Genomic DNA, 16,510 nt, shown 5'->3' on the forward strand with positions numbered 1-16,510 from the left:
GTGCGGCCCCGAGCGCGCGGCCGTGTCCGTGGCCCCGGTGCGCGGGGTGGACGACCAGCTCGGCGGCCGGTGCCTCCACGGGGTCGGTGTCCTCCAGCTGCGGGGCGGGGAGCGGGAGGGCGTACGGCACTTCCTGCTGTCCGCCGGGGGCGTGCTCGCCGGGTACGCGCAGCTGGAGGACACCGACCCCGTGGAGGCACCGGCCGCCGAGCTGGTCGTCCACCCCGCGCACCGGGGCCACGGACACGGCCGCGCGCTCGGGGCCGCACTGCTCGCCGCCACCGGGAAGCGGCTGCGGGTCTGGGCGCACGGCGGGAAGGCCGCCGCGCGCCACCTCGCCCAGGTGCTCGGCCTCTCCCTGTTCCGTGAACTGCGCCAGCTGCGCCGCCCGTTGAGCCCCCTGAACCTCGCGGAGCCGGCCCTTCCCCCGGGCGTCACCGTGCGCACCTTCGTCCCGGGCGAGGACGACGCCGCCTGGCTCGCGGTGAACAGCGCGGCCTTCGCCCACCACCCCGAGCAGGGGTCGCTGACCCAGCGCGACCTGGACGACCGAAAGGCCGAGCCCTGGTTCGACCCGAAGGGCTTCTTCCTGGCCGAGCGCGAGGACGGCGCGGGCAGCACGGAGCTGATCGGCTTCCACTGGACGAAGGTGCACGCCGATGAACAACTCGGCGAGGTGTACGTGGTCGGCATCCGGCCCGACGCCCAGGGCGGCGGGCTCGGCAAGGCCCTCACCGCGATCGGCCTGCGCCATCTGGCCGCCGAGGGCCTGCCGACCGCGATGCTCTACGTCGACGCGGACAACCCGGCCGCCCTCGCCGTGTACGAGCGGATGGGCTTCGTGACGCACGAGGTCGACCTGATGTACCGCACGGAGTCCTGACCTCCCCTCAACCCGGCCCGGGGCGGCGTCGCTTGACGCCGCCCCTTCCTTACGTCACCCTTTCACTACTCAATTAGTGAAAGGGTGAAGATGGCAGAGTCCGCGGCAGTCGAGTTCCGCATCGACCGGCGCAGCGGCGTCGCCACGTATCTCCAGATCGTCCAGCAGACCAAACAGGCCCTGCGCCTGGGCCTGTTGGAGCCGGGTGACCGGCTGCCCACCGCCCGGGAGGTGGTGGAGGCGACCGCGATCAACCCGAACACCGTGCTCAAGGCGTACCGCGAGCTGGAACGCGAAGGGCTCGTCGAGGGCCGTCGCGGCCTCGGCACCTTCGTCACCGGGACGCTCGGCGGCGCGGCGGCCGCCGACGACTCCCCGCTGCGCGCCGAACTGGCCGGCTGGGCGGGCCGGGCACGGGCCGCCGGTCTGGACCGGGACGACGTGAGCGCGCTCTTCACCGCCGTACTGGACAGCACCTTCGAGGGGGACCAGGACCGATGACAGGAACAGCGCTGGAGGCCGACGGCCTCGGCATGAGATACCGGAGCAGGCGGGGCGGCTGGGCGCTGCGCGACTGCGCGTTCCGGCTCCCGGCCGGCGCGGTCTGCGCGCTCGTCGGCCCCAACGGCGCCGGCAAGTCCACCCTGCTCGCCCTGGCGGCGGGCCTCCTGCGGCCGGCCGAGGGCACGATCCGGGTCCTGGGCTCGGCGCCCGGCGAGACCCGTGCCCGAATGGCGTACGTGGCCCAGGACAAGCCGCTGTACCCGGGGCTGACGGTCGCCGGGACGCTGTGGGCGGGGGCCGAACTGAACCCCGGCAGCTGGGACCGGGACGCCGCCGAACGCATCGCCGGACCGCTGCCGTCCGACGCGAAGGTCCGCGAGCTGTCCGGCGGGCAGCGCACCCGCCTCGCCCTGGCCCTCGCGCTCGGCAAGCGGGCCGAACTCCTGCTGCTCGACGAGCCGATGGCCGACCTCGACCCGCTCGCCCGCCACCAGCTCATGGGCGTCCTGATGGCCGAGGCCGCCGAGCACCGGACCACCATCGTGATGTCCTCGCACATCCTCGGCGAACTGGAGGGCGCCTGCGACCACCTGCTCCTCGTCGACGGCGGCCGCGTCCGCCTCGGCGGCGAGACGGACGACCTCATCGCCGCCCACGCCGTCCTCACGGGCCCGGTCCGCGACCTGGCCCCGCACACGGTGGTCGAATCCCGCACCACGGGTCGCACCCTGACCGCGCTGGTCCGCCCGGAGGGCGCGGTCGACCCGGTCTGGGACCGGGCCGAACCCTCCCTGGAGGAACTGCTGCTGGCCCACCTCCGCTCCCCGGAGGCCCCCACGCTGCTCACCCCGAGCACGACGACCCGTCAGGCGGTGGCGGCATGAGCGCGCTCGCCCTGCGCGCCCCGGCGCGCGTCGTCGCACGCATGCAGCGCCGCTCCCTGTGGGCGGGCGGCATACTCGTGGTCCTGGGCATCGCCTTCGTGATCGGACTGCGGATCTGGGTCGCCTCCGGGCACGAGAACTGCCCGGACGGCGACACCACGCGCTGCGGCGACGGCACCTATCTGCCCACCTACGCCCGCAGCGCGACCCAGACCTACCTGTCGGGCGGGGGGACCGCCCTCCTGGTGCTCTCCGTGCTCATCGGGGTATTCGTCGCGGGCCCGCTGATCGCCCGTGAACTGGAGAGCGGCACAGTCCGCTTCGCCTGGGCCCAGTCGGTCTCGCCCGCCCGCTGGCTCGCGGCACGGCTCGCCCTGCCGGCCGTCCTGGCGACCGCCGGCGTGACCGTGCTGGTGCTCGTCTACCGGTGGGGCCGGTCGGGCGTCCTCGGTGACACCCCCTACGAACTCCACTGGTCCCGGAGCGGCGTCTACCCCGCCCTCGGCCCGGTCGCCCTCGCCTACGCCCTGTTCGCCGTGGCCCTCGGAGCGCTGTGCGCCGTCCTCGTACGCCGCACACTCCCGGCCATGGCCCTCACGGCCGTGGTCCTGGGCACGGTCATGTACGGCTTCGGCAAGCGGCGCTACGAGCTCTGGCCCACCACCCGGGGCCTCGGCCACAACCCGTGGCCCAGCGGCAACGCGTGGCCCATCGAATCGGGCATGCTCACCGCCTCGGGCAAGGAGCTGTACTGGAAGGACTGCTTCGCCAGGGGCACCGCGGGTCCGGACTGCCTGAAGGACCAGGGCGGGGTCACCAGCTTCGTCGACTACCACCAGGCCTCCCATTTCTGGCCCCTCCAGCTCATGGAGACCGGCATCCTCCTCGTCCTCGCCGCAGCCGCCACCGCCGTCGCCTTCCGGGTGCTGCGCCGCTACCACGCCTGAGGCGTTTCCAAACCCGTCCGGGGCCCCGGCCCCGGGCGGGACCGCCACACACGGCCACCCACCGCTTCCCGCACGTCATGTCGTCGTAACCGGGCATTCAGACGGCCTTGCGACCCTCGCAGGATGCAGCCAGCTGTGCCGACCCCCCGCAACGGGCGAAATCCCGGCAGAATGCGCCCCGACCGCGCCCTCCCCGCGATCTCGTCCTCCTCCGACGCGCCCCCGGAGCGCTCCGGGCGGAACAATGGGCTCATGAGCCAGCAGCCCAGCTCCGAGGTCCCGGTCCAGCCCGCCGCCCAGCCGTCCGTCGGCGCCCTCGCCGCACACCGGCCGCATGCCGTCGCCTCCCCCTCCTCGCGGGAGGCGGGTCTGTCCACCGCGGCGGATCTCGATCCCGACATCGACGCGGACGCCGACGCGTACGAGCCCGACGTGGACGGGGACGAGCTGCCTCAGGGCCGCTTCCTGGACCGGGAACGCAGCTGGCTGGCGTTCAACGAACGGGTGCTGGAACTCGCCGAGGACCCCACCACACCCCTGCTGGAGCGGGCCAACTTCCTGGCGATCTTCGCCTCGAACCTGGACGAGTTCTTCATGGTCCGGGTCGCCGGCCTCAAGCGCCGCATCGCGACCGGGGTCGCCACCCGGTCCGCGTCCGGCCTCCAGCCCCGCGAGGTGCTGGACCTGATCTGGACCCGCTCACGCGAACTCATGGCCCGGCACGCCGCCTGCTACCAGCAGGACGTCGCCCCCGCCCTGTCCGACGAGGGCATCCAGCTGATCCGCTGGCCGGAGCTGACCGAGAAGGAACAGGCCCGCCTGTTCACCTTCTTCCGCCAGCGCGTCTTCCCCGTCCTCACCCCCCTCGCCGTGGACCCGGCGCACCCCTTCCCGTACATCTCCGGCCTCTCGCTCAACCTCGCCGTCGTCGTACGCAACCCGGTCAGCGGCCACCGCCACTTCGCCCGGGTCAAGGTGCCCCCGCTGCTGACCCGCTTCCTGGAGGCGTCGCCGCAGCGCTACGTCCCCATAGAGGACGTCATCGCGGCCCACCTGGAGGAGCTGTTCCCGGGCATGGAGGTGCTGGCGCACCACATGTTCCGGGTCACCAGGAACGAGGACCTGGAGGTCGAGGAGGACGACGCCGAGAACCTCCTCCAGGCCCTGGAGAAGGAGCTCATGCGGCGCCGCTTCGGCCCGCCGGTCCGCCTGGAGGTCGAGGAGTCCATCGACCCGTACGTGCTGGACCTGCTGGTCCGCGAGCTGAAGGTGTCCGACGCCGAGGTCTACCCGCTGCCGGGCCCGCTCGACCTCACCGGCCTCTTCGGCATAGCGTCGCTGGACCGGCCCGAGCTGAAGTACCCCAAGTTCATCGCCGGCACCCACCGCGACCTCGCCGAGGTGGAGTCCGCGTCCGCGCCGGACATCTTCGCCGCCGTACGCGAGCGGGACGTGCTGCTGCACCACCCGTACGACTCCTTCTCCACCTCCGTCCAGGCCTTCCTGGAGCAGGCGGCCGGCGACCCGGACGTCCTCGCGATCAAGCAGACGCTGTACCGGACCTCCGGCGACTCACCGATAGTGGACGCCCTCATCGACGCCGCCGAGTCCGGCAAGCAGGTCCTCGTCCTCGTCGAGATCAAGGCCCGCTTCGACGAGCAGGCCAACATCAAGTGGGCGCGCAAGCTGGAGGAGGCGGGCTGCCACGTCGTCTACGGGCTCGTCGGCCTGAAGACGCACTGCAAGCTCTCCCTCGTCGTCCGCCAGGAGGGCGACACCCTGCGCCGCTACTCGCACGTCGGCACCGGCAACTACCACCCGAAGACCGCCCGGCTCTACGAGGACCTGGGCCTGCTCACCGCAGACCCCCAGGTCGGCGCCGACCTCTCCGACCTCTTCAACCGGCTCTCCGGCTACTCCCGCCGCGAGACCTACCGCCGCCTGCTCGTCGCCCCCAAGTCGCTGCGCGACGGCCTGGCCGCCCGCATCACCAAGGAGGTGACGCACCACCGGGCCGGCCGCCCCGCCTACGTACGGATCAAGGTCAACTCGATGGTCGACGAGGCGATCATCGACGCCTGCTACCGGGCCTCGCAGGCCGGCGTCCCGGTCGACATCTGGGTCCGCGGCATCTGCGCGATCCGGCCCGGCGTCACCGGCCTCTCCGAGAACGTCCGGGTCCGCTCGGTCCTCGGCCGCTTCCTCGAACACTCCCGGGTCTTCGCCTTCGGCAACGGCGGCGAACCCGAGGTCTGGTTCGGCAGCGCCGACATGATGCACCGCAACCTCGACCGCCGCATCGAGGCCCTGGTCCGGGTCACCGACCCCGCCCACCGCGCCGCGCTCAGCCGCCTCCTGGAGACCGGCATGGCCGACACCACCTCCTCCTGGCACCTGGGCCCCGACGGCGAGTGGACCCGGCACTCCGTGGACGCGGACGGCCGGCCCCTGCGGCACGTACAGGAAATGCTCATTGACGCCCGGAGGCGCCGGCGTGCGACGCCCTGACCACCCGACCCGGACCACCGCCCCGGCCCACGCCCCCGGCATCACCGGCGTGAGCGCGGGGACGGTACTCGGCCCGTACCTGCGCACCCAGGCCGCGGACTTCCTGCGGAGCCTGCGCCTGCACCGCGAGAACACCGCCCCCACGGACGCCGGCTCCCGCGCCGCCGACCAGGCCGCCACCGCGCTGCGCCGCTCCTCCCGCCGGATCGGCTCCGCCCTGCGCACCTTCCGCACCGCGCTCGACCCGCTCTGGGCCGAGCAGCTGCGCACCGAGCTGACCTGGCTGTCCGGCACGCTGGCCCGCGAGCACGCGTACGCGGACCGGCTGGCCCGGCTCCTCGAAGCGCTGCACGGCCTGTCCGGCGACCCCGTGCTCCCGGCCGCCCGCACCTCCGGGGACTCCGCCGACAAGAGCCGCCCCGTCCTCGGCGTCGGCGCCGCCCGCGCCGGCGCGCTGCTGGAACGGCAGCTGACCCTCGCCCGGACCCGCGCCCACTCCGCCGCGCTCCAGGCCCTCGGCTCCGCCCGCTTCCACGCGGTGGCCGACGCGGTCGCGCTGCTCGCCTCCGAGGTCCCGCTCGCCCCCGCCGCCACCGGCCCCGCCCGCGAACTGCTGGGCGAGCCCGCGGACCGGGCGGAGCAGCGGCTGCTCGGTGCGGTGGCCGCGCTGCCCCCGGACGAGGCGGCGGAGCCGTACAACGAGGCGCGCGACGCGCCCTGGCACCAGGCCCGGCTGCTGCTGCGGCTGCACCGGTACGCCCACGAGGTGGTGCACGGCGCCCCCGACCCGGTCCTGGCCGCCCCGGTCCACGCCCTCGATCTGCACCGGGACGCGGCGGAGGCGGCCGGCGCGGCCGCCACGGCCGCCCGCACCCCGAGGATCGCGCCGGCGACGGCGTACGCCCTCGGTGTGCTGCACGCCGACCAGCGCCACGAGGTGGAGGCGGCGCGCGCCGTCTTCCGCGCGAGCTGGCCGTACGCGACGACGGGCGCGGCCCGGCCGTGAGCGGCACGGTGCGGGCGGCGGGCTGCGTGCTGTGGCGCCGGCCGCCCGCGTCCGCCGGGGGCGTGGAGCTGTGCCTCGTGCACCGGCCGCGTTACGACGACTGGTCGTTCCCCAAGGGCAAGCTGAAGCGCGGCGAGTCCCTGCGGGAGGCGGCGGTCCGCGAGGTCCTGGAGGAGACGGGCCACCACTGTGTGCCGGGCCCCGTGCTGCCCATGGTCCGGTACGACGCGCACGGCCGCCCGAAGGAGGTCACGTACTGGTCCGCCGAGGCCACGACGGGCTCCTTCACCCCGAACGACGAGGTCGACGCGGTGCTGTGGCTCCCGCCGACGGCCGCCCGCGCCCGCCTGACCCAGCCGCGCGACCGCGAGGTCCTGGACGCCGCGGTGGGGACGCTGCCGGAGGCCTAGGCCCGCCCCGGCACCCCCGGCCTCCACGGCACCCCAAGGGCCCCGCACGGTTCACCCCCCGTTCACCCACCCCCGTAAACCACGTCACCTGATCTGCCTAATTTCAGACCTACCGGGTGCAGCGATCAGCCACTGCACCACCCGCGTCGCACGCCGCCCGCAACAGCAGCCGCGGCGGCTCCTGGAAGGAACACCCGAAAGTGAAGCTTCAGCGCAAGAACCGGCTTCGTGCCACCGCGCTCGGTGCCCTCGCCGTCTCCGGCGCCCTGGTCCTCACGGCGTGCGGTTCGGACGACAACAGCGGCGACACCTCCGCCACCGGCGGCAAGACGAAGGCCGCGTCCAACGTCAAGTGCGACGGTGCCAAGGGCCAGCTGCGCGCCTCCGGCTCCAGCGCGCAGAAGAACGCCATGGACCTCTGGGTCAAGGAGTACATGGCCGCCTGCTCCGGCGTGGAGATCAACTACAACTCCTCCTCGTCCGGCGAGGGCATCGTCGCCTTCAACCAGGGCACCGTCGGCTTCGCCGGCTCCGACTCGGCGCTGAAGCCCGAGGAGGTCGCCGACTCCAAGAAGATCTGCAAGACCGGCCAGGGCATCAACCTCCCGATGGTCGGCGGCCCGATCGCGGTCGGCTTCCACCTCGAAGGCGTCGACAGCCTGACCCTGGACGCCCCGACCCTCGCCAAGATCTTCGACACGAAGATCAAGAAGTGGAACGACGAGGCGATCGCCAAGCTCAACCCCGACGCCAAGCTCCCGGACAAGGCGATCCAGCCCTTCCACCGCTCCGAGGACTCCGGCACCACGCAGAACCTCGGCAAGTACCTGGGCGCCGCGGCCCCGTCCGACTGGAAGTACGAGGCCGAGAAGAAGTGGCCCGCCCCCGGCGGCCAGGCCGCGTCCGGCTCCTCCGGCGTCGCCACCCAGGTCAAGCAGGTCGACGGCGCCATCGGCTACTTCGAGCTGTCCTACGCCACCTCGCAGCAGATCTCCACGGTCGACATCGACACCGGCGGCTCCGCCCCGGTCAAGGCGTCCTCCGAGAACGCCTCCAAGGCCATCGCCGCCGCCAAGGTCAAGGGCACCGGCAAGGACCTGGCGCTCGACCTCGACTACACCACCAAGGCCGACGGCGCCTACCCGCTGGTCCTGGTCACGTACGAGGTCGTCTGCGACACCGGCAACAAGGCCGACACCCTCGGCACCGTCAAGTCCTTCCTGACCTACACCGCCTCGGCGGACGGCCAGAAGCTCCTCACCGAGGCCGGCTACGCGCCGATCCCCGAGGAGATCAACGCCAAGGTCCGCGAGACCGTCGCCGGCCTCTCGTAACCAGCGACACACGCCCGACCAGCGACACACGACGCAACCGGCGGCCGGTCCGGAACACCCCTCCGGACCGGCCCGCCCCCAGCCCCTCCGGTGCACCGCCGCCAGGGGAGCCCCGGCTCCCCCACACAGACCGGAAAGACCATGGCTTCCACCACACAACAGATACCGACCCCACCGGCCGGGCGAATCCGCCCCCGGTCCACGGGCCGCGCAGGCGACCGCATCTTCCTCGGCCTCTCCCGCGGCTCCGGCATCCTGCTCCTGGTGATCATGGCGTCCATCGCCGTGTTCCTCACCTACCGCGCCGCGATCGCCATCTCCAAGGACGAGGGCAACTTCCTCACCACCTTCGACTGGAACCCGGCCGGTGACCCGCCCGTCTTCGGCATCGCCGTCCTGCTCTTCGGGACCGTCGTCAGCTCCGTCATCGCGATGGTCATCGCGGTCCCGGTCGCCGTCGGCATCGCCCTGTTCATCTCGCACTACGCCCCGCGCAAGCTGGCCGGCGTCATCGCGTACGTCATCGACCTGCTCGCCGCGGTCCCCAGCATCGTCTACGGCATCTGGGGCGCCCTCGTCCTCGTGCCGTACCTGGAGGGGCTGAACCTCTGGCTCGACCAGTTCTTCGGCTGGACCTACGTCTTCGAGAAGACCGAGATCGGCGTCGCCCGCTCGCTGTTCACCGTCGGCATCCTGCTCGCGGTCATGATCCTGCCGATCGTGACCAGCGTCAGCCGCGAGGTCTTCCTCCAGGTCCCCCGGATGAACGAGGAGGCCGCACTCGCCCTCGGCGCGACGCGCTGGGAGGTCATCCGCCTCTCGGTGCTGCCCTTCGGCCGCTCCGGCGTGATCTCCGCCTCGATGCTGGGCCTCGGCCGCGCGCTCGGCGAGACCATGGCCGTCGCCACGGTCCTGTCGCCGAACTTCCTGATCTCGCTGCACGTGCTCAACCCGGGCGGCGGGACGTTCGCCCAGAACATCGCCGCGAAGTTCGGCGAGGCCGACGCGTTCGGGCGGGACGCCCTGATCGCCTCCGGCCTGGTCCTCTTCGTCCTCACCCTGCTGGTCAACGGCGCCGCGCGGCTCATCATCGCCCGCCGCAAGGAGTACTCGGGGGCCAACGCATGAGCCACGCGACCACCACCGGCGTCCAGGAACGCCCGACGCCCGCACCGTCCGCGCCGACGGGCACCCTCAGCAGCCGCTCGCTGCCCCGCCTCGCCCCGCTCGGCTTCGCCGTCGCCGCGATCGCCCTGGGCGTCGGCCTGAGCCTCGCCGCCGGCTGGCAGAGCCGTGTGCAGTGGGGCCTGGTCTCCGCGCTGTTCTTCCTGGTGATCTCGTACGTCACCACCAGCGTCGTCGAGAACCAGCGCCAGGCCAGGGACCGCCTCGCCACCAGCCTGGTGTGGGTCTGCTTCCTGCTCGCCGTCGTCCCGCTCGCCTCGCTGCTCTGGACCACCATCAGCCGCGGCTCGGAGCGCCTGGACGGCTACTTCCTGACCCACTCCATGGCCGGCGTCCTCGGCCCCGAGGCCAGCGGCGGTGTCTACCACGCGCTGATCGGCACCCTGGAACAGGTCGGCATCGCCACCCTGATCTCCGCCCCGCTCGGCCTGCTCACCGCCGTCTACCTGGTGGAGTACGGCAAGGGCGCGCTGGCCAGGTCCGTCACCTTCTTCGTCGACGTGATGACCGGCATCCCGTCCATCGTGGCCGGCCTCTTCATCCTCTCGATCATGCTGATCGCGGGACTGGAGCCGTCGGGCCTGATGGGCGCGCTCGCCCTGACCATCCTGATGATCCCGGTCGTGGTCCGCTCCACCGAGGAGATGCTCAAGCTCGTACCGAACGAGCTGCGCGAGGCATCGCTCGCCCTCGGCATCCCGAAGTGGCGCACCATCCTGAAGGTGGTCCTGCCGACCGCGATCGGCGGCATCGCGACGGGCGTCATGCTCGCCGTCGCCCGCATCGCCGGCGAGACCGCGCCGATCATCCTGCTGGTCTTCGGCAGTCAGCTGATCAACACCAACCCCTTCGAAGGCGCCCAGTCGTCACTGCCGTTCTACATCTACGAGCAGTACAAGATCGGTGAGGCCGCGTCCTACGACCGCGCCTGGGCAGCGGCCCTGGTCCTGATCGCCTTCGTCATGATCCTCAATCTGGTGGCCCGCGGCATCGCCCGCTGGAAGGCCCCCAAGGCCGGGCGCTAGGCCCGCCGGAAAGCAGCAGTGATTCAGATGGCCAAGCGCATTGACGTCAGCGGACTGTCGGCCTACTACGGCAGCCACAAGGCGATCGACGACATCTCCATGACCGTGGAACCCCGCTCGGTGACGGCCTTCATCGGCCCCTCCGGCTGCGGCAAGTCCACCTTCCTGCGCACCCTGAACCGGATGCACGAGGTCACCCCCGGCGGCCGCGTCGAGGGCAAGGTGCTCCTGGACGACGAGAACCTGTACGGCACCAACGTCGACCCGGTCACCGTGCGCCGCACGGTCGGCATGGTCTTCCAGCGCCCGAACCCGTTCCCCACCATGTCGATCTTCGACAACGTGGCGGCGGGCCTGCGCCTCAACGGCTCGTACCGCAAGAGCGCGCTGAACGACATCGTCGAGAAGTCGCTGCGCGGCGCGAACCTCTGGAACGAGGTCAAGGACCGGCTGAACAAGCCCGGCTCCGGCCTCTCCGGCGGCCAGCAGCAGCGCCTGTGCATCGCGCGCGCCATCGCGGTCGAGCCGGACGTGCTGCTGATGGACGAGCCGTGCTCCGCCCTCGACCCGATCTCCACCCTCGCCATCGAGGACCTGGTCGGGGAGCTGAAGGAGCGGTTCACGATCGTCATCGTGACGCACAACATGCAGCAGGCGGCCCGCGTCTCGGACCGCACCGCGTTCTTCAACCTGGCGGCGGTCGGCAAGCCCGGCAAGCTCATCGAGATCGACGAGACGGAGCGCATCTTCTCCAACCCGTCGGTCCAGGCCACCGAGGACTACATCTCCGGCCGCTTCGGCTGATCCGTCCCGGCCCCCCGTACGGCCTTGGGGTGCTGCATGGCGGTGCCACCACAAGGCGAGAAGGGTCCGCCCCGCACTCCCGAGGGAGTGCGGGGCGGACCCACGTACAGCGGCCGGCGTCAGCCGAACAGCAGGTAGACAACCCCGTAGCTCCCGGCGGCGACCAGCGCAGCCGCCGGCATCGTGATGAACCAGCCGAGGATGATGTTCTTCGCGACACCCCAGCGCACCGCGTTCACCCGCTTCGTGGCGCCCACACCCATGATCGCCGAGGTGATCACGTGCGTGGTCGAGATCGGCGCGTGGAAGAGGAACGCCGAGCCGAACATGATCGACGCACCCGTGGTCTCGGCGGCGAAGCCCTGCGGCGGGTCCAGCTCGATGATCTTCCGGCCGAGCGTACGCATGATGCGCCAGCCGCCCGCGTACGTACCGAGCGACAGCATCAGCGCGCAGACGAGCTTCACCCAGACCGGGATCGGGTCGCTCGGGGACTCCACGTCGGCGATGACCAGCGCCATCACCACGATGCCCATCGTCTTCTGCGCGTCCTGGAGGCCGTGACCCAGCGCCATGCCCGCGGCCGACACCGTCTGCGCGATGCGGAAACCGCGCTTGGCCTTGTGCGGGTTGGCCTTCCGGAACATCCACATGATGGCGACCATCACCAGATAACCGACCACCAGGCCGATCACCGGCGACAGGAACATCGGAATGACGATCTTGTCGAGCACCCCGTCCCAGTGCACCATCGTCCCGCCGGCCAGCGCCGCGCCGACCATGCCGCCGAACAGCGCGTGCGAGGACGACGAGGGCAGGCCGAAGTACCAGGTGACAAGGTTCCAGATGACCGCCCCGACCAGCGCCGCGAAGAGGATGCCCATCCCCTTGTTGCCCTCGGGCGTCGCGATCAGGCCCTCACTGACGGTCTTGGCGACCCCGCTGCCGAGGAACGCGCCCGCGAGGTTCATCACCGCCGCCATCGCCAGCGCCGCACGCGGGGTCAGTGCCCGGGTGGAGACCGACGTGGCGATGGCGTTCGCCGAGTCGTGGAAGCCGTTGGTGTACGTGAAGCCGAGCGCGACGCCGATGGTCACGATCAGTACGAAGGTGTCCACGTGGTTCAGGACTCCTTGACCGCGATGGTCTCCACCGTGTTCGCGACGTGCTCGAACGCGTCGGCAGCCTCTTCCAGCACGTCCACGATCTGCTTCAGCTTCAGCACCTCTATGGCGTCGTACTTGCCGTTGAAGAGGTGGGCGAGCAGCTTGCGGTGGATCTGGTCGGCCTGGTTCTCCAGACGGTTGACCTCGATCCAGTACTCGGTGAGGTTGTCCATGGTGCGCAGACCCGGCATAGCCTCGGCGGTCAGCTCGGCCGCCCGCGCCAGCACCTCGATCTGCTGCTCCACACCCTTGGGAAGCTTCTCGATCTGGTACAGCACGACCAGGTCGACGGCCTCCTCCATGAAGTCCATGATGTCGTCGAGCGACGACGCGAGGTTGTAAATGTCCTCGCGGTCGAACGGCGTAATGAAGGAGGAGTTCAGCTGGTGGAAGATCGCGTGGGTGGCATCGTCCCCCGCGTGCTCCGCTGCCCGCATGCGCTCCGCGATCTCGACTCGGGAGGCAGAATCCGCCCCGAGCAGTTCCATCAGGAGTTTCGAGCCCGTGACGATGTTGTCCGCGGATGCGGAGAACATGTCGTAGAAGCTCGTCTCCCTGGGGGTCAGACGAAAGCGCACGTGGGGTCCTCGGGGTGCTTTGGATTCGGTCAGGCTGATGCTAGGCGCATCATCCGGCCACGGCTAACCGGCATTCTTCAGTGTCGCGCATCAGGCACAGTGATCAGCACGGGACCCCGGTCACGTTTCAGCTGAATTCGTTAGGATATACCCACCAGGGGTATTCAAACGGCAGGGTAAAGGGAAAACGGGAGGCAGCAATGACGACCACCGAGGCCACGGGGACACAGCACGCACCGGAGGCGGCGCCCGGCGCGGCCCCCGTCGAAGCGATCGTGACCGACCACGACCGCGGAATACACGGCTACCACCACCAGAAGACCGAGCACCTCAAACGCCTGCGCCGCATCGAGGGCCAGATCCGCGGCCTCCAGCGCATGGTCGACGAGGACGTCTACTGCATCGACATACTCACCCAGGTCTCGGCGTCCACCAAGGCGCTCCAGTCCTTCGCGCTCCAGCTCCTGGAGGAGCACCTGCGCCACTGCGTCGCCGACGCGGCCGTCAAGGGCGGCGACGAGATCGACGCGAAGGTCGAGGAGGCCACCAAGGCCATCGCCCGCCTGCTGCGCACCTGATCCCCCGCACCCGTCAGCCCTGGCGGTGCCCCTGCCGGGGGACGGTGGTGCGGTCGGTGCCCGCCTTCACGTCGAGCACCTCGTCGATACGGTCCGCGCTGAGCCGTTCCCCGATCGCCGCCGACGCCGCGATCATCAGTTCCCCGCACAGCTCGATCTCGGCGAGCGCCACATGGTCCGATACGGTCGGGGCGCCGAGCGTCACCACGTCACTCACCTCTCACTGCCGTCACCGGCTTTCCAGGGTAGAGAGCCCGATACGTGCCGCGCATGGCACGGACGGACCATTTCGCCGCCACCGGAGGGCTAGGGCGCGTCCGCGAAGTCCCGTCGTACGCCCGGGGAGACGCGGGGCCCGTGCGATTCATCTCACGCCCGCCCCTGCTCGATCTCACCGGTGTAGATGTCCCGCTCGTCCGGCAGCCGTACGGTGACCGGCACGCCGAACCCGTACAGGAGCGTCGTCGACACGACCTCCGCCGCCGGGCCCTCGTTGGCGAAGCTGAACCGGTGGCGCACCTTGCGCAGCCGGCCCTGCTCGTCCAGATACGCGTCGAACGGCACGGCCCGGCTGCGGAACCCTTTCGCCGCCGCCGCCAGCGACGCCCGCGCACCGGGCGCCGCCAGCCGCGCCGCCCGCCCGATGTCCGCGGTGCCCCGGTAGTGCCGTACGGCCACCCCGGCCACATCCGTCTCGCCCACGTACGTCACGGCCCCCGCGCCGCGCAGCAGTTCGGCGGCGGCCATCGGGTCGGTCACCCCGCCGGTGACCAGATTGCCGTCCTCCAGCGCCGTCGTGTCGATCCGCACCCACTTGTCCGCGGGCACCCCGGCGCCCCGGTTCATCATGTACAGCGCGCCCGGGGCCAGCAGCTCCGTGATCGGCCGGTGCTCCTCCTCGCCCGCCGCGTCCGGCGGCAGCACGACCTTCAGCCGGCCGGACCCGGCGCGGAAGTCGTACGCCCCCGTGCCCCTGATCGTGACCCTGGTGCCGCCGGCCGCCGTCTCCATCGACGTGCTCACCTCGGCGCTCGCGACACCCTCACCGGCGAGCACCGCCGCCGCCCGCCGCACCACCTCGACGGCCCCGTCCCGGGCGTCCGCGGCGGCGGCCGCCCGGTCGACGCCACCGCCCCCGGCGCACCCGGCGGCCGTCGCCATCACACCCATCACGGCGAGCGCACGCACAGCGCGCGCCCCGCCCTTGGCCCTGTGCTGCTGCACCACCATCGCCTGCCATCCCCCAACGACGTACCGCTTGCCCGAGGCCCCACCCGCCTCGCATAACGACGACCTCTGTCGCCTGTAACGTCCTGCGCCCCGATTGGCGCCGCGCGGGGGACGGCCGTGCCCCGTTCCCCGCCGGGTGACCCCTCCCGGCCGGGCCGCCCCGGCCAGTACCGTGGTCGCGTGTACGACCAACACGCCGCCGAGGTCCCGCCGGCCCGGCCCGCCCATGAACCCACCACCGTCGAACGCGGCTCGTTCTGCACCGCCCGCTGCGCCTGCGGCTGGTCCGGTCCTGCCCGCCGGTCCCGCGACCGTGCCCGCGCGGACGCCGAGGAACACCGCACCACGGCCTGAGCACCGGCCCTCCACCCCCCCTCTCCCCCACACCGGAGGTCCGATGACCTGCGGGACCGGGGCTCCTGCGGGACCGGGGCCCTTGCGGGACCGGGGCCCTTGCGGGGCCGGGCCCGGGAACGCCGGTGCCCCGGAGGCCGAGGGCTTCCGGGGCACACAGGTCTGCCGGGTCTCAGGCCGCGAGACCCTTCTCGCCGTCGGAGCCGCCGCCGCGCGAACCGGGCCGGGGCTCCGGGATGCCCAGTGCGTCGTCCCGCCCGGAGGCATCGGCCCGGGGCCGGCGCGAACGGACGAGCGGGCCGAGCCGGGGCGACCGCGACACCGCCGCCACCAGGGGCGTCAGCATCATCATGGCCAGCGGGGCCAGGAGCAGCGCGACGGCCGTACCGAGCGCGAAACCGCCGATGACGTCGGTCGGGTAGTGGACCCCCATGTAGACCCGGCAGAAGCCCTCCAGCAGAGCGAGCCCGATGGCCGCGATGCCGAACTTCCGGTGGGCCACGAAGAGCCCGACGCCGAGCGCCATCGCCATCGTGGCGTGGTCGCTGACGAACGAGAAGTCGTTCTTGCCGTCGACCAGGACGTCAAGGCCGGAGTGGTCCTTGAACGGCCGCGGCCGCTCCACGAATCCGCGGATCGGGATGTTGATGAGCAATGCGACGCCCGCCGCGAGCGGGGCCCAGACGAGCCCGGCCACCGCCGACACCGACTCCTCGGCCGTACCGCGCCGGCGGACGCTCCACCAGCACCACAGGACCACGAGGACCATGCCGAGCATGATCCCGTACTCGCCGACGAACTCCATCACCCGGTCGAACCAGGTGGGAGCGGACTTGGCGAGCCCGTTGATGTCGTAGAGCAGGCTGACGTCGGGGTTCGACCCATCCAGTGCGAGTCCAGCCATCTGCTGCGGCCCCTTGCCTTGTCTGCTGCTGCGGCACACGTCCCTGTGCGCCGCGATTCACGAACCCCCGTATTCGGTTCGTCCCCATCGATCACTCATGCGTCCACCAGAGAACGCCGGGCGCCGCGTGTACGTTCCACTCTCCACGGAATGATCACCATGACGTTATCGAAGAGTGACACATCGTCGCAGCTCAGGGCCCAGGCTTCA

General features: G+C 71.5%; 18 protein-coding genes. 13 read left to right on the forward strand and 5 right to left on the reverse strand.

Annotated elements, in window-relative coordinates:
• The first annotated feature begins 37 nt into the window (after positions 1-37).
• The 11 genes from mshD (at position 38) to pstB (ending at position 11,490) form a co-directional block, all read left to right on the forward strand.
• Complete coding sequence (mshD, locus tag EAO73_RS32260; protein ID WP_224756564.1) at positions 38-883, forward strand: mycothiol synthase; 846 nt, start codon at positions 38-40, stop codon at positions 881-883.
• A gap of 90 nt (positions 884-973) precedes the next feature.
• Entirely contained in the window at positions 974-1,384 is a 411-nt protein-coding gene (locus tag EAO73_RS32265; protein WP_147975030.1) for a GntR family transcriptional regulator, read from the forward strand.
• Entirely contained in the window at positions 1,381-2,271 is an 891-nt protein-coding gene (locus EAO73_RS32270; RefSeq protein WP_147975031.1) for an ATP-binding cassette domain-containing protein, read from the forward strand. The genes EAO73_RS32265 and EAO73_RS32270 overlap by 4 nt, the downstream gene beginning before the upstream one ends.
• Positions 2,268-3,218 (forward strand): ABC transporter permease, encoded by a 951-nt coding sequence (locus EAO73_RS32275; RefSeq protein ID WP_147975032.1) that lies wholly within the window; start codon positions 2,268-2,270, stop codon positions 3,216-3,218. Before EAO73_RS32270 ends, EAO73_RS32275 begins: the two co-directional genes overlap by 4 nt.
• Positions 3,219-3,470: 252 nt before the next feature.
• A complete protein-coding gene (locus EAO73_RS32280; RefSeq protein WP_147975033.1) occupies positions 3,471-5,726 on the forward strand; it encodes an RNA degradosome polyphosphate kinase in 2,256 nt (751 codons plus the stop codon).
• Positions 5,692-6,732, forward strand: coding sequence for a CHAD domain-containing protein (locus tag EAO73_RS32285; protein ID WP_147975034.1), 1,041 nt, complete (start codon positions 5,692-5,694; stop codon positions 6,730-6,732). The genes EAO73_RS32280 and EAO73_RS32285 overlap by 35 nt, the downstream gene beginning before the upstream one ends.
• Positions 6,729-7,142, forward strand: coding sequence for an NUDIX hydrolase (locus EAO73_RS32290; protein ID WP_147975035.1), 414 nt, complete (start codon positions 6,729-6,731; stop codon positions 7,140-7,142). Before EAO73_RS32285 ends, EAO73_RS32290 begins: the two co-directional genes overlap by 4 nt.
• A gap of 200 nt (positions 7,143-7,342) precedes the next feature.
• On the forward strand, positions 7,343-8,476 hold the full coding sequence (gene pstS / locus EAO73_RS32295) for a phosphate ABC transporter substrate-binding protein PstS (protein WP_147975036.1): 1,134 nt from the start codon (positions 7,343-7,345) through the stop codon (positions 8,474-8,476).
• 141 nt (positions 8,477-8,617) lie between these two features.
• Positions 8,618-9,604, forward strand: a complete 987-nt coding sequence (gene pstC, locus EAO73_RS32300; RefSeq protein WP_147975037.1) for a phosphate ABC transporter permease subunit PstC — start codon at positions 8,618-8,620, stop codon at positions 9,602-9,604.
• Positions 9,601-10,686, forward strand: a complete 1,086-nt coding sequence (pstA, locus tag EAO73_RS32305; protein WP_147975038.1) for a phosphate ABC transporter permease PstA — start codon at positions 9,601-9,603, stop codon at positions 10,684-10,686. The genes pstC and pstA overlap by 4 nt, the downstream gene beginning before the upstream one ends.
• A gap of 27 nt (positions 10,687-10,713) precedes the next feature.
• Positions 10,714-11,490, forward strand: a complete 777-nt coding sequence (gene pstB / locus EAO73_RS32310) for a phosphate ABC transporter ATP-binding protein PstB (RefSeq protein WP_147975039.1) — start codon at positions 10,714-10,716, stop codon at positions 11,488-11,490.
• A gap of 119 nt (positions 11,491-11,609) precedes the next feature.
• On the opposite strand, the gene EAO73_RS32315 is transcribed toward pstB, so the two are convergent.
• Positions 11,610-12,608 carry an inorganic phosphate transporter gene (locus EAO73_RS32315; RefSeq protein WP_147975040.1) on the reverse strand — a complete coding sequence of 333 codons (999 nt, stop codon included), beginning with the start codon at positions 12,606-12,608 and terminating at the stop codon, positions 11,610-11,612.
• A gap of 5 nt (positions 12,609-12,613) precedes the next feature.
• The gene (locus EAO73_RS32320) at positions 12,614-13,234 is read right to left on the reverse strand and encodes a DUF47 domain-containing protein (RefSeq protein WP_147975041.1); all 621 of its coding nucleotides are present in this window, start codon (positions 13,232-13,234) and stop codon (positions 12,614-12,616) included.
• 200 nt (positions 13,235-13,434) lie between these two features.
• Between EAO73_RS32320 and EAO73_RS32325 the strand changes: the two genes are divergently transcribed.
• Positions 13,435-13,812 carry a metal-sensitive transcriptional regulator gene (locus EAO73_RS32325; RefSeq protein ID WP_147975042.1) on the forward strand — a complete coding sequence of 126 codons (378 nt, stop codon included), beginning with the start codon at positions 13,435-13,437 and terminating at the stop codon, positions 13,810-13,812.
• 13 nt (positions 13,813-13,825) lie between these two features.
• Here EAO73_RS32325 and EAO73_RS32330 read toward each other — a convergent pair whose 3' ends face one another.
• Together EAO73_RS32330 and EAO73_RS32335 are read right to left on the reverse strand one after the other, a co-directional pair.
• On the reverse strand, positions 13,826-14,020 hold the full coding sequence (locus tag EAO73_RS32330) for a hypothetical protein (protein WP_147975043.1): 195 nt from the start codon (positions 14,018-14,020) through the stop codon (positions 13,826-13,828).
• Positions 14,021-14,181: 161 nt separating this feature from the next.
• A complete protein-coding gene (locus EAO73_RS32335) occupies positions 14,182-15,042 on the reverse strand; it encodes a hypothetical protein (RefSeq protein ID WP_147975044.1) in 861 nt (286 codons plus the stop codon).
• Positions 15,043-15,222: 180 nt separating this feature from the next.
• Here EAO73_RS32335 and EAO73_RS36200 point away from each other — a divergent pair, with 180 nt between their 5' ends.
• Complete coding sequence (locus EAO73_RS36200; protein WP_191134301.1) at positions 15,223-15,396, forward strand: hypothetical protein; 174 nt, start codon at positions 15,223-15,225, stop codon at positions 15,394-15,396.
• 172 nt (positions 15,397-15,568) lie between these two features.
• Here the strand turns inward: EAO73_RS36200 and EAO73_RS32340 are convergent, their stop codons facing one another.
• Positions 15,569-16,300 carry a phosphatase PAP2 family protein gene (locus EAO73_RS32340; protein ID WP_147975045.1) on the reverse strand — a complete coding sequence of 244 codons (732 nt, stop codon included), beginning with the start codon at positions 16,298-16,300 and terminating at the stop codon, positions 15,569-15,571.
• Between the last annotated feature and the right edge of the window lie 210 nt (positions 16,301-16,510).

Source organism: Streptomyces sp. col6 (genome assembly GCF_008042035.1).
In the GTDB taxonomy this organism is placed as follows: domain Bacteria; phylum Actinomycetota; class Actinomycetes; order Streptomycetales; family Streptomycetaceae; genus Streptomyces.